At 60.9% G+C, this 13,218-nt stretch carries 7 protein-coding genes; 4 read left to right on the forward strand and 3 right to left on the reverse strand.

The genetic code is table 11. The annotated features are described in order from the left end of the window. Nucleotides 1-41 precede the first annotated feature (41 nt). Nucleotides 42-3,200, reverse strand: coding sequence for a hypothetical protein (locus H8K11_10505; protein MCS6264177.1), 3,159 nt, complete (start codon nucleotides 3,198-3,200; stop codon nucleotides 42-44). A gap of 436 nt (nucleotides 3,201-3,636) precedes the next feature. Between H8K11_10505 and H8K11_10510 the strand changes: the two genes are divergently transcribed. The 3 genes from H8K11_10510 (at nucleotide 3,637) to H8K11_10520 (ending at nucleotide 9,693) form a co-directional block, all read left to right on the forward strand. Continuing rightward, nucleotides 3,637-7,089 carry a DNA polymerase III subunit alpha gene (locus tag H8K11_10510; GenBank protein ID MCS6264178.1) on the forward strand — a complete coding sequence of 1,151 codons (3,453 nt, stop codon included), beginning with the start codon at nucleotides 3,637-3,639 and terminating at the stop codon, nucleotides 7,087-7,089. A 37-nt stretch (nucleotides 7,090-7,126) separates the two neighbouring features. Further along, on the forward strand, nucleotides 7,127-8,095 hold the full coding sequence (locus tag H8K11_10515) for an acetyl-CoA carboxylase carboxyltransferase subunit alpha (GenBank protein MCS6264179.1): 969 nt from the start codon (nucleotides 7,127-7,129) through the stop codon (nucleotides 8,093-8,095). A gap of 281 nt (nucleotides 8,096-8,376) precedes the next feature. After that, nucleotides 8,377-9,693: a porin gene (locus H8K11_10520; GenBank protein MCS6264180.1), complete on the forward strand. Its 1,317-nt coding sequence runs from the start codon at nucleotides 8,377-8,379 to the stop codon at nucleotides 9,691-9,693. Between the two features lie 32 nt (nucleotides 9,694-9,725). On the opposite strand, the gene H8K11_10525 is transcribed toward H8K11_10520, so the two are convergent. Then, a complete protein-coding gene (locus tag H8K11_10525; protein ID MCS6264181.1) occupies nucleotides 9,726-10,310 on the reverse strand; it encodes a ferritin-like domain-containing protein in 585 nt (194 codons plus the stop codon). A 7-nt stretch (nucleotides 10,311-10,317) separates the two neighbouring features. Beyond that, a complete protein-coding gene (locus tag H8K11_10530; protein ID MCS6264182.1) occupies nucleotides 10,318-10,518 on the reverse strand; it encodes a hypothetical protein in 201 nt (66 codons plus the stop codon). A gap of 179 nt (nucleotides 10,519-10,697) precedes the next feature. Between H8K11_10530 and hrpB the strand changes: the two genes are divergently transcribed. Beyond that, the gene (gene hrpB, locus H8K11_10535) at nucleotides 10,698-13,196 is read left to right on the forward strand and encodes an ATP-dependent helicase HrpB (protein ID MCS6264183.1); all 2,499 of its coding nucleotides are present in this window, start codon (nucleotides 10,698-10,700) and stop codon (nucleotides 13,194-13,196) included. Nucleotides 13,197-13,218: the final 22 nt, after the last annotated feature.

The raw sequence follows: 13,218 nt of genomic DNA on the forward strand, positions 1-13,218 counted from the left end.
CTGCACTGCATAGCACAGCACACCGACCGGACACGAGACCGTCAGAAGATCGTCGCCAGGTACTCCAGCAGGAACAGGAGACCGGTGCCCCCGGTCGGGAGCGCAATCGCCCCGAACAACGGATGGCGGGTGAACGGCAGAAACGCGCCCTCCTGATAGTCCTCGATCAACGCCACCATTCGTTCGACCTGCTTCCGCTTTTCCTTCTTGAAGACGACTTCGCCGGATAATCCATCGAGCCGGGACTTCAATTGGACGACGGCGGCTCGTTTGGCCTGTTCGGCGGAACGACGCAGAAACACCCCGTTCCCGAATGCATAGGCGGCGTTCACCCCGAAAATCGCCATGAGACCGAGCGGAAAGTCCCACCGGTCGAAATAACTGTGCCGGGCAACCGCCATGAGGAACACCACCACGAACGGATAATAAATCATGGCGCTGATGACCGCCGTGCGCTTGGCAATGAACTCCACCGCGATCCACTCATGTACATAGGCCTGGTCCACTCCCCGCTTCGCAGCCTCCCGGACGAGCAGCCGGTCCGACCACCAAATAGTCGTGCCGACCATGATTTTGATCAAACGCCGGCAGAGCCGCGTCGCATCGACGACATAAAACATCAACAGCGTCATGGCCAGGACACTGAACCCCAGTACGGCATAGCTGATCGTAAAACAGGCCGACCCGCGGCAAGGCATCACCGGAAATCCGGAGATCACCAGCAACAGGGCCCCGAACCCCAGATAACACAGCGCCTGCGGCACGATGCGCACAAGTCGCTCCTTCCAGCTCCCCAACGCCCGATATTCCCGCCACAACAGAGCCGCCTCCGCATCGCCCCTCGGTTGCGGACGCCAGTGGTGAATGCCGACGAGTGAGCCGGCCTGAATCGAGAGCGGCGCCCGTGGACGGAGGAACCGGAAACGGCGGCTCAGCTGCTTTTCATTGTCTCGCAGCCGTCTCCACGAATGTCCGAGAAAGAGCAGACAGAGCAGGAATGCGAGAAGCCTGAGCACCGTGGTCGGCCAGACACTGATCCCGTCGGTCAGCGAGAAGGGTTCACCCGCCGTTCGATCGCTCATCGCCCAGCAGAGCAGGCCGAGCAACAGGCACACCATCAAGACAAGACCGACCACAGCTCCCTGGACCCAACGAGATTGCGCCCATTGCCACAACTCGCTGTTGATCAACAGCGCACAGAGGGCCATGAGACTGAGGGCAGATAAGAACAACACAATCGTCTGCGGGCTGAGCACGCGCAATTCACCGGTATCCGGGTCCAGATCGGGACGCGGAAGATGCAGGTTCGGAAGCGCCTCCGGTCGCCGACCGGCATCGTAGGGTCCATCGAGGCTGATATCGACGGGGCCATGACGCCCGACTTCATACAACCGCGGGGGCACCGTCTTCGGGAACGTCACCGTCGCCGGAATCTGCAGTTCGCCCGGGCCCGGGCCCGGCACGATATCATTCACGGCCCGCAGCACCGAATAGAACAACGCGGTCTGATAACTGTCGCGAAACGGCGGAATGGGTGTCTGAATCAACGGATGAAGTTCCAGACCGAAATGGGACGCGATCACCAGATTCCTGGTCCACTGGAGCTGGCTCGGATGGGTCAATCGTGCATCGAGATCGGTCGTGAAAAACAGGGCGTGGGGAAAGTCGCTCCGCAAAGCCTGGAGAATCATCAGCTTGTCATACACGTCGCTGCCCAACACGCCAATGGCCTTGAACTCGCCGTCGTTACTCGCTTCTTCGCGCTTGAGGGTTTCAACCAGCCGTCGAAGATAGTCCAACTGACTGCGGCCGGCGGGCGTCTCCGCCGGACTCTGCTCCACACGCAGTCCCCCGTCTCCGATTTTTCCTTTCGTCTGAGCGCCACCGGAATCCTTCTCGGTATTCTTGGGCGGCAGCTCGCCGTCGAGGCCGGCCAGGTACGAATAGCGGTGCACCCAGTCCGGATACTGTTCACTGCGCAAGCGATTAAAGTGATACTCGAAGCCTCTCATCGCGCGATCAGTCCCTGTCTCCGCCAGGCTGCGGGCCATCGCGACGAATGTACGCGGCAGGGACCTCCCGTAGAGCGTGTCCCATTCTGAGATCAGAGCGATATGAGGAATCCGGCACTTCCCGTCCGAATGCCGGGATGACACCGCGGCAGAATCGGAGTCTGCCTCCTTGCACGGCCCAGCCTCCCCCCGCGGAATCGTCAGGTCGATCCGGCGACGTTTGAGCTCCTCCACCAGTTGCTCTGCCAGCACGGCATCCGTGCCGATGGTCCGGATCAAGCGCAGTCCGCCCGCCTCGAACCACTGCTCCACGCCGCGTGCCGCATCCGGCCCTTGAAGTTCACCCAACAGAACCGGATCTGCCGCCGTCGCCCAGGATGAATAGAATTGAACACCTTTCAGCGAATCCAACCGCCGCCGGGAGGCAGCAAGAGAAGCCGCGGACGAGCCGCCCGAGGATTGATCGGCACCGTACAAGGCCGTCAGTTCGCCGACCATGGCGCCCAGCGAACCGGAGGAGCGTGGCCCCACCACACGATAGGACACCGTACTCTGCTTGAACGCCTGTTGAACTTCCGTCACCAGCTCACTGAGCGACAGCAGCGGCTTCGGACTGAAGTCCTGTTCCTTCAGCCAAAGCACCAATACCTGCGTAGACTGCTTTGGCTCAGCCGGTTTGGGCCTCCCGAGAAACGCCTCGACGGGGACAACGAGATGCCCGTTTCCCGGTCGGACAAAATATCTGATGGATTCGCCGGACTCCGGCTGATATCCCGCCGCCCCTAAGGCCGACACGAGGGCGTAGCGATCCCGCAACCTCGACTCGACTCCGCTGGCATAGGGACTTCCGTCCACAAAGACCGGCAACAATAAAAAATCGGAAGGTGCTCCGGCTTGAGACACCGCCGTCAGCAGTTTGAGAAAGGTGTGGTGTGCGTCCGAATCGGGCTGTTTTTCGACAGCAGCCTCTTTCTGTCGGTGGGTCGAGACCGCTTCAAAGGGATCCTGCCAGAGTCGCGCCTGCACCCGATCCGCCCCGATAGACACAGCCTTCTCCGCTTCCTTGTCGATCGGCCGCGACGTCTTGAGCGGGACCTGATAGATGATGAGGCTGCTGACCACCGCCAACAACAAGGCCACGATGCCCGTCAGCGGCAGCTTGGCTTTCTCTTCCTTCTGTTCGGCCATCCAGACGATCCGTCTTCCGGAGAATGGTGTCAGCGGCGCCTGTGCATCACGGCTCGCGCCAGGCATCTTCTTCACGTCGAAAACAGCGACAGGCTAGTCTTGGGCAACACAACTGTCAATGGAGGCAATGAGGAAATGATGGTGCCTCGATAGCACCCTAACTGCATCCTCGGATACGCATCATCACAATGCTCCCTCCAAGCTCGCTTCCCTTATTTCCCAGGAGGGTGGTCAGGGTAGCCTCCAACTGCACGCGTCCAACGAATTCCGAATCAGCTGCTCCCATCTCTTCATGGAGGGGGGCCTGGTGGTTTCCGACTGTGCGCGTCCAACGAGGGGCTTCCGAGCCCGCGCGTTGCGCGAACAAAGGAGACCACCAAGCCCCCCTCCTTCCCCTCCGTTTGACTTCAACTTTCCCTCTCACTACAATTCGCCCGTGGCTTCACAATTCGTTCATCTGCATCTCCATACCCAATACAGCCTCCTCGACGGCGCCAATCAGATCGAACCCCTGATGCAACGGGTGAAGTCGTTCGGGCAACCGGCCGTCGCGATGACCGACCATGGCAACATGTTCGGCGCGGTGGAGTTCTACCGGAAGGCCAAGGAAGCGGGCGTCAAACCCATCATCGGGTGCGAAGCTTACATGGCTCCGGGCAGCCGATTGGAAAAGAATTCTCATCTCGCACACAACGACTACTACCACCTGATCCTGCTCGCGACAAACCTCAAGGGATACCATAACTTAATCAAACTGGTGAGCAAAGCCTATCTTGAAGGTTTCTACTATAAACCGCGGATGGATAAGGAAATTCTTCAACAGCACCACGAAGGGTTGATCGGCCTCTCCGGTTGTCTCAGCGGCGAGGTCGCCTACCTCATCGGACAGAAAGATCTGGCGGGCGCCACCAAGGCGGCCGGCGAGTACCGAGAGATTTTCGGGAAGGACAATTATTACCTCGAACTCCAAGCCAACGGGCTCGAGCACCAACGCATCGCCAACGACGGTCTGCTGGAGATCCACAAGAAGCTCGACATCCCGCTCGCCGGCACGAACGACTGCCACTACCTGAAGAAGGAAGACTCCCGTCCGCACGACCTCATGCTGTGCTTGCAGACCGGCAAGACCATCAACGATCCCAACCGCATGAAGTTCGATACGGACCAGCTCTACGTCAAATCGACCGAGCAGGCGCTGTCCGAGTTCAAGGAAATGCCGACGGCCGTCTCGAACACCGTCAAGATCGCCGAAGCCTGCACCCTCGACCTGGCGCTCAATAAGACCTACCTGCCCCAGTTCAAGGTACCGGAAGGATTCACCCGCGAAACCTACGTGGAGCAGTTGGCCATGGAAGGATTGGCGGCGCGCCTCAAGGAACGGCCGAGCTCCATTCCCGAGATCGCCTATCAGGTCCGCTTGAAAGAAGAAGTCGCGGTGATCTGCTCGATGGGATTCGCCGGGTACTTCCTCATCGTGTGGGACATCATCAAGTTCGCCCGCTCGCGCGGCATTCCGGTCGGACCTGGACGCGGCTCCGCTGCCGGCAGCCTCGTCGCCTATGCCCTGCGCATCACCGATCTCGACCCGCTCGTCTATTCCTTGCTCTTCGAGCGATTCTTGAATCCTGAGCGTGTGTCCCTCCCCGACATCGACATGGACTTCTGCATGGATCGCCGGGATGAAGTCATCAATTACGTCATCCAGAAATACGGCGAAGACCACGTCGCGCAGATCATCACGTTCGGAACCATGAAGGCCAAGGCCGCCATTCGCGACGTCGGCCGCGTGCTCGAAATGCCCTATGCTGAAGTGGATCGAATTGCGAAGCTCGTCCCGGACGATTTGAAGATGACGCTCGACAAGGCGCTCGAACAGGAACCGCGCCTGAAGGAACTCGTCGATAAAGATGTGAAGGTGAAGGAGCTCATGTCCGTGGCGCAGTCGCTCGAAGGCCTCGCCCGCCATGCCTCCACCCATGCGGCCGGTATCGTGATCTCCGATCAGCCGCTCACCGAACACGTGCCGCTCTATAAAGGCCCCAAGGACGAAATCGTCACCCAGTATTCGATGGGCGATGTCGAAAAAATCGGCCTGGTGAAGTTCGACTTTCTCGGACTAAAAACGCTCACTATGATTCACCGCGCGGAGACGCTGGTCAACGAGGTGCGCCCCGATCAGCCGCCCCTGCGCGTCGAGCAACTGCCGTTCGACGATCCCGACACCTTCGCGCTGCTGTCGTCCGGAAAAACCACCGGCGTCTTCCAGCTCGAAAGTTCCGGGATGCGCGATCTCTTAATGGGGCTGAAGCCCGACCGGTTCGAAGACATCATCGCCATCATCGCGCTCTATCGCCCCGGCCCGATGGACCTCATTCCGGACTTCATCAAACGCAAACAGGGCAAGATTCCGATTGCCTACGAGATGCCCGAACTCGAGCCCATCCTGAAGGACACGTACGGCGTCATCGTGTACCAGGAACAGGTCATGGCCATCGCCAACAAGGTGGCCGGCTTCTCGCTGGGACAAGCGGATATTCTCCGTCGCGCCATGGGTAAAAAGAAGCCCGAGGAGATGGAGAAGCTCCGCGTCCAATTCCTGGAAGGCGCAAAACAGAAGAAAATATCCGAAAAGAAGGCCGACAAACTTTACGAACTCATCCAGAAGTTTGCGGGCTACGGCTTCAACAAATCGCACGCCGCCGCCTATGCGGTGGTCTGTTATCACACGGCCTACCTCAAGGCGCATTACCCGACCGAGTTCATGGCGGCGCTAATGACCACCGACATGGGCAACGCCGACAAGATCGTCGGCTACTTCACCGAATGTCGCGGGCTCGGCATTCCGGTGCTGCCGCCGGACGTGAACCAGAGCCAGAAGAATTTCGCCGTCGTCGATCAGAGCATCCGCTTCGGGCTCGCGGCGATCAAAAATGTCGGCGAAGGAGCCGTCGAGGCCATCATCGAAGTACGCAACGAAACCGGGCCGTTCCGCTCGTTCTTCGATCTCTTTCGCCGGGTCGATCTACGCAAGTTGAATAAGCGCATGATGGAAGGGCTGATCAAGGCCGGAGCCTTCGACTCCATGGGCGGACGACGCTCGCAATACCTGGCCGTCCTCGACCAGGCCATGGATGAAGGGATGAGCATCCAGAAAGAGCGCGCGCTCGGCCAGACCAGCATCTTCGGCGATGACACGGTCGGCTTGCCGCAGCAACTGGATGAACCGGCCCTGCCGGATGTTCCCGAATGGAGCCAAGGCGAGCTGTTGAAATACGAGCGGGAGTTGACCGGCTTCTACATCAGCGCCCATCCGCTGGCGCGGTATGAAGCGGCCATCCAGCTCTTCGCCAACACCACGACGATGCAGATCCCCGATGTGCCGGACGGACGCGAGGTCAAACTCTGCGGGATCATCACAGCGGTGAAATCCATGCTCACCAAAAAGGGCGACCGCATGGCCTACATCACGCTGGAGGATTTACATGGGCTGGTAGAAGTGATAGCCTTCCCCGATCTGTATCGAGACCATGCCGACATGATCGTGCCGGAACGGGTCGTGCGATTGACGGGCACCGTGGATCGCGGAGACAAAGGCACCAAGTTGCGCGGGACCAAAATCGAACCGCTGGCTGATTTACAGAACACAGGGATTTCGCGGGTGATGATTCGCCTGCACGACGGACCGACGGCCTCCACCAGACTGCCGATGCTCCGGCAGGTGTTCCAGAAATATCCCGGTGCCTCGAGCGTCTCCCTGGTCATGGCCCTCGGCGGCACGATGGAAGCGCGGACCTCTCCCCTCCCCAACGTCAAGATCACTCCCAGCGAGCATTTCGTCGCCGATATTGAGGAAGTGCTAGGCAAGGGCGCCATCACTTTGGTAACCTAGGCAAACCTAGGCAACACCCTTAAGGGGGTTCAGCAGTATGAGAGATTACCTCGACTTTGAAAAACCGATCCGCGAACTCGAAGAGAAAATCGAGAAGCTGGCCTCCGCCGAGTCGCCCAAGTCCGGCACGCAGGACGAGATCCGCAAGCTCCGGACGAAACTCGCGCAGGTCGAGCACCAGCTCTATACGACCCTGACGCCCTGGCAGCGCACCCAACTGGCCCGCCATCCTCAGCGGCCCACGACCCTCGACTATATCAACGAGCTCTCCCGTGAATTCCTCGAACTGCACGGCGACCGCAACTTCGGCGACGACCGCGCGATCGTAGGAGGGTTTGCCCGCTTTAACGACCGGTCGGTGATGATCATCGGCCATCAGAAGGGAAAAACCCTCAAAGAGCGCATGCAGCGGAACTTCGGTATGCCCAATCCGGAAGGCTACCGGAAGGCGTTGCGGCTCATGCGACTGGCGGAAAAGTTCGGCCGTCCGATCATTACGCTGATCGACACCCCCGGCGCCTATCCCGGTATCGGCGCGGAAGAACGAGGACAGTCTGAAGCCATCGCCAGAAACCTGTTCGTCATGTCTCGACTGTCAGTGCCCATCATTTCCGTCGTCATCGGCGAAGGCGGCAGCGGCGGCGCCCTGGCGTTGGGCGTGAGCGACCGCATCCTCATGCTGGAACATTCCGTCTACTCCGTCATTTCTCCCGAAGGGTGCGCAGCGATTCTGTACGATGATCCGGCAAAGGTTCCGGATGCCGCCGCATCGCTGAAGATGACCGCGCAGGATCTGGTCGGACTCGGCATCGTCGATGAAGTGATTCCGGAGCCGTTGGGCGGCGCGCATCGTGACCCCCGGGCCATGTGCGACCGGGTCGCCAAGGCCTTGGCCAATCAGCTCTATGCCCTGGTTGAACTGCCGACCGACCAGCTCATCGCGCAGCGCGATCAGAAGTTCCGCAAGATCGGGGTGGTCGGCGGACTCGTACCGGTAGGAGCCTAACCACTCTCGAATTCCCAACCTCGTTCGTCCACACCACAAACCCGGAGCGGTTTTCGTCCTCTGCATCCGCCCCGGCTATTCAGATCCGTTGAAACCACCTACAGATTTGTCCTGATTTTCCATCGCCCGACGACTTGTTACACTGCCGCCCGCCTGCGTAGGCCGAGTGGGTGCCGTATCGATGGAGACACCTCGATACGCGCCGTCACCAGCGTCATCTTCACGCGCAGCGTCATCATTCAACACATCTCGGGAGATTTTTACAGGAGGCAGGTACGGGTATGTCGAAGTCGATCGTGAACGCATTCGTGGTGTCACTGTTATGCAGTTGGGGCGCCTTGACGGGCAACGCATTCGCACAGTCGCTGCCCACCGGCGTGCCGCTGGGCGGAATTCCCTCCCCCGTATTTTCTTCGCAAGCATCCGGAACCGAGGCCGGGGTTGCTCCGGATCCGCTGTGGACCGACGCCCTCTGGCATGCGGATGAGAAGGGCATCAACCGCTTTTTTCCGCAGGACGGATTCCTCCGCGTGCGCGGCTGGGTGGACGGCGGGTATACGTATAACGCAAGCAACCCGCGCAGCAACTTCAGCGGACCTTACAACGCCATCGACCGTGACATTCCGGTCCTCAACCAGTTGTACATGATTGTCGAAAAACCGCTGACCGCCTCGGGCAGCAATTGGGGCATCGGCGGGCGCTTGGATTTCATGTACGGCTACGATTACTTTTTGACGCAGAGCAATGGAGTCGAGCGGCGGGAGAACGGCGCGCAGCGCTGGAACGCGCAGGGGCAGCACTACGGGCTGGCGATGCCGCAGGCCTATGCTGAAATCGGAAACCAGACGTTCTCGGTGAAGGTCGGCCACTTCTATACGATCATCGGCTACGAAGGTGTGCCGTCCATCAACAACTTCTTCTACTCCAAATCCTTTGCCTACCAATTCGCCGGCCCCTTCACCCACTGGGGCGGACTGGCCACCTGGCATGTGAACGATCGCGTGACGCTGCAAGGCGGCCTGGTGAACGGCTGGGATTCGCTGGACCGGACGAAGGACAGCACCACGGGTCTGGCCAGCATCAAGTACACCGCGCCGGAGAACCTCTGGTCGCTCTCATTCTCCATGGTCACGGGCAACGAACCCAGCGCCGTGGCCACACAATTTGAAACCCGCACGCGATACAGCCTGATCTTCACGGCACATCCGGCCGAGCGATGGGAATACGTCTTCCACCATCACTATGCCTATCAAAACCAGGGCAAGGTCGACGGCGGCACCGCGCGCTGGTACGGCATCGACAACTATCTCTACTATGCGCTCACCGATCAATGGCGGGCGGGTCTGCGCTTCGAGTGGATGCGCGACGAAGCCGGCACCAGGGTCGGCGGCAACCCGGTGCGCGACAACCCGAACCTCGGGCCGTTTGCCGGGTCCTTCTATTCGCTCAGCGCCGGCCTCAACTACCGGCCCCATCCCAATGTGTTGATCCGTCCGGAGGTGCGCGCCGACTGGTTCGACGGGCAGCGCTCGCCATACAACGACGGCCTGAACAAGAATCAAGTCCTGGCCGCCATCAACGGCACGCTGCAGTTTTAGCGCGAGATGGAACGGAGCAGGCGGGTCGGAGATTACCGGCCTGCCTGCCCGGCAGGCAGCAAGCCCAATGCAATGAATCGCTCCCGAATGACCGACAGGATGTGGTGCCGAAGTTCGGTCCGGTATGGCGCGAGGGAGGGATCACCGAGATACCGGTCCACCGTGCGAGGCAGCTTCTTCCACCAGGTACGGGCCGCCTCCCGCGCCTGCTGAGCTCCGGTCTCCCCGCCCGCCAGAATCACCCTCAATTCCTTCTCGAAGAATCCGACATGCACCTGTTCGTCTTCGAGGATGTCCGCCAGGTCCGGCCGCACCGTCGCGAGGAGCGTCGCGAATTCCAGTCCGAGCGCCTCATACCCGAACAACAATACCGCCAGCATTTCCCACTGCGACGGCACAGTCGGCAGAGTCGGTGCCCGCTGCGAAGTGGTACCCAGCATCCCTTCGAATTGCCGCAGGTGATCCTGCTCGTCGGTCTCGTGGCGCTGGAGAAACGTCTGGACGTGGCGTGGAAGATTCTGCGTCTGAGCAGCCCGCACCGCCCAGAGCGCCATGGCTTCGGCGCGCAAAAACCGTTCGAGCAAGGCTCTTTCACAGGTCTGAGGCAGAACCATCATCGCACTATCAATCCTCACTCGGCGGGACGATCGGACCGGCCCACTCGCCCTTCGTCAGTCCGACTTCCTGCGAGGCCCCATCGGGCCATTGGAAATACCCCACCGCATCGACATAGAGGATCAGCGGGTCCATGTCCTCTCCCAGCCCGCGCCACCAATACCACCCGGCCTTGGCCGGTTTGTCGCTTGTCCATACTAAGCTCGTCATGATCCTCCCGTGCATCCTATTTCGTCGAAGATAAGAGCGTATGCCAGTGGCTTATCCCCTATGGCCGGACGAACAATACGCTCACTGCTCCGGCGATAGGCGATTCGCTCCGGCCCCTATCCCAATCACTATAGGCCATGTGCTATAGGCTATAGCCTCTTCAGGAGACGCACCCTACCATGGTCCAATTACCAATAGAAGAGGCGATCCCGGCGCTGCGCCAAACCCTGGCAACCGGACGCGCGGCCTTGCTGACGGCGCAACCGGGCGCAGGAAAAACCACACGTGTCCCGCTGGCCCTGCTGCATGAACCCTGGTTGGCCGGACAGAAACTGGTGCTGCTCGAACCCCGGCGATTGGCCGCCCGCGCGGCCGCAACTTACATGGCTGCCATGCTGGGTGAGCCCGTCGGCAAAACGGTCGGGTACCGCATCCGCCACGACACCAGGGTCGGGCAGGATACGCGGATCGAAGTCGTCACCGAAGGGATTCTCACCAGGCTGCTGCAGCACGACCCGTCACTCGCCGGATACGGCCTCGTCATCTTCGACGAGTTTCACGAACGCAGCCTGCAGGCTGATCTTGGCGTGGCCTTCGCCAGGGAATCACAACGTCTGTTCCGGCCGGACCTGCGTCTGCTTGTCATGTCGGCGACGCTCGACTGCGCAGCAGTCACGCGCCTCCTGCATGATGCCGCCACCATTTCCTGCGAGGGTCGCCTCTTCCCGGTCACCACGCAGTATCTCGACCGGCCGATTGAAGGGCATCTGGAACCGGCAGTGGTCCGGAGCATTCGCCAGGCATTGGCTCGTGACGAGGGCAGTCTGTTGGTGTTTCTTCCCGGCATGGCCGAGATCCGGCGCGTCGAGCGGCAACTTGTCGAGGCCTCCCTCGGCCCGGATATGCTCATCGCCCCGATGCATGGTGAACTCCCGCAGAGTGAACAGGAACAGGCGATTCTCCCCGCGCCGACAGGGCGACGGAAAATCGTCCTCGCGACCTCGATCGCAGAAACCAGTTTGACCATCGAGGGTGTGCGGGTCGTCATCGATGCAGGTCTGATGCGGGTTCCGCGCTTCGATCCCCGCTCGGGCCTCACCAGGCTCGATACCATTCGTGTGACCCAGGACGCAGCCGATCAACGACGCGGTCGCGCGGGCCGATTGGAACCGGGCACCTGTTATCGCCTCTGGACGACGGCGGAGCAGCAAGCGCTCCTCCCTCGCCGCCCTCCGGAAATCCTGGAGGCGGACCTGGCCCCCCTGGCGCTGGATCTCGCGGAATGGGGTGTGATTGAAACAAGCGAACTGTCCTGGCTCGACCCGCCGCCGGCAGGGGCGTTGGCCCAGGCCCGTGAACTTCTGCGAGAGCTCGGAGCGCTCGATGCGCGAGGAGCCCTGACCGCACACGGCCGCCGGCTGGCCCACGTCACTGTTCATCCAAGACTGGCCCACATGATGGTGACCGCCGTGCCGATCGGCCTGGGAACTCACGCCTGCGACCTGGCGGCGCTGCTGAGCGAACGTGACATTCTGCAAGGGGGACCGGGTTGGCGAAATGCCGACCTGCGCATCCGAGTTGAAGCCTTGCACGGCGCCAGAGACCATCTTGCCGGTGCAACGATCAATCGTGCCGGTTGCGAACGGGTGCGGCGGGCATCGGAGCAGTGGCGGCGACAGCTCCAACTTGGCGGCTCATCCGGCGATGGTACCGAACACACCGGCACACTACTCGCTCTCGCCTATCCCGACCGCATTGCGCAACGGATCGCAGGCAGCGAGGGTCGCTATCGTTTGGCCAACGGACGAGGCGCGGCATTCCACACCGTACAAGGTCTCTCTCAAGAAGAGTATCTGGTGGTGGCACAACTCGACGGCACCGGTGACTGGGCGCGTATTCTCCTAGCCTCGCCGGTTGGATTGCCGGATCTACGGCACCATTGCGCCGGGCAGATCAACACCGTCGATGTCCTGGAGTGGGACGACCGGTTGGAATCCGTCCGCGCCAGACGGCAGCGCCGGTTGGGGCAACTCATCCTCGATGATCGGGCCACCCACGACCCGGACCCGACTCAAGTCACCGCCGCCTTACTGTTCGGCATCCGTCGGGCGGGGATCACCTGTCTGCCCTGGACCAAAGATCTGCAACAGTGGCGCGCACGCGTCGGGTTTCTCCATCGCATCGACTCCACTTGGCCGGACCTGTCAGACGACGCGCTCACAAACAACCTCGACGCGTGGCTGGGGCCATTTGTCAGCGGCCTCACAAGCCTCGCGCAGGTTCGTCGCATCGATCTCCAACCGCCGCTCGAAAGCCTCCTCACATGGCAGCAGCGGCAGGAGCTTCCCAGGCTCGTGCCCACACACCTCACCGTGCCGAGTGGTTCCCATGTGAAGCTGGATTACGATCAGAACGAGACGCCAGTGCTGGCCGTGCGACTCCAGGAGATGTTCGGCTGTCAGGAGACACCGCGCATCGCGGGTGGAAGGGTGCCGGTGATGGTGCATCTGCTCTCCCCGGCGGGACGGCCTGTGCAGGTCACGAAAGACCTGGCCAGTTTTTGGCGCTCGGCGTATCAAGAGGTGAAGAAAGAATTGCGAGGCCGCTACCCACGCCACCACTGGCCGGATGATCCACTCACCGCACCACCGACGAACCGCACGAAACGCCGTACCTAGGACTTGCCCGACCGTGCACCTT

Source organism: Nitrospira sp. (assembly GCA_024998565.1).
GTDB lineage: Bacteria > Nitrospirota > Nitrospiria > Nitrospirales > Nitrospiraceae > Nitrospira_A.

Coding starts and splice junctions, on each gene's coding strand:
- H8K11_10530 (MCS6264182.1), bottom strand. CDS start 10,518: ATGACGAGCTTAGTATGGACAAGCGACAAACCGGCCAAGGCCGGGTGG.
- H8K11_10505 (MCS6264177.1), bottom strand. CDS start 3,200: ATGGCCGAACAGAAGGAAGAGAAAGCCAAGCTGCCGCTGACGGGCATC.
- H8K11_10515 (MCS6264179.1), top strand. CDS start 7,127: ATGAGAGATTACCTCGACTTTGAAAAACCGATCCGCGAACTCGAAGAG.
- hrpB (MCS6264183.1), top strand. CDS start 10,698: ATGGTCCAATTACCAATAGAAGAGGCGATCCCGGCGCTGCGCCAAACC.
- H8K11_10520 (MCS6264180.1), top strand. CDS start 8,377: ATGTCGAAGTCGATCGTGAACGCATTCGTGGTGTCACTGTTATGCAGT.
- H8K11_10525 (MCS6264181.1), bottom strand. CDS start 10,310: ATGATGGTTCTGCCTCAGACCTGTGAAAGAGCCTTGCTCGAACGGTTT.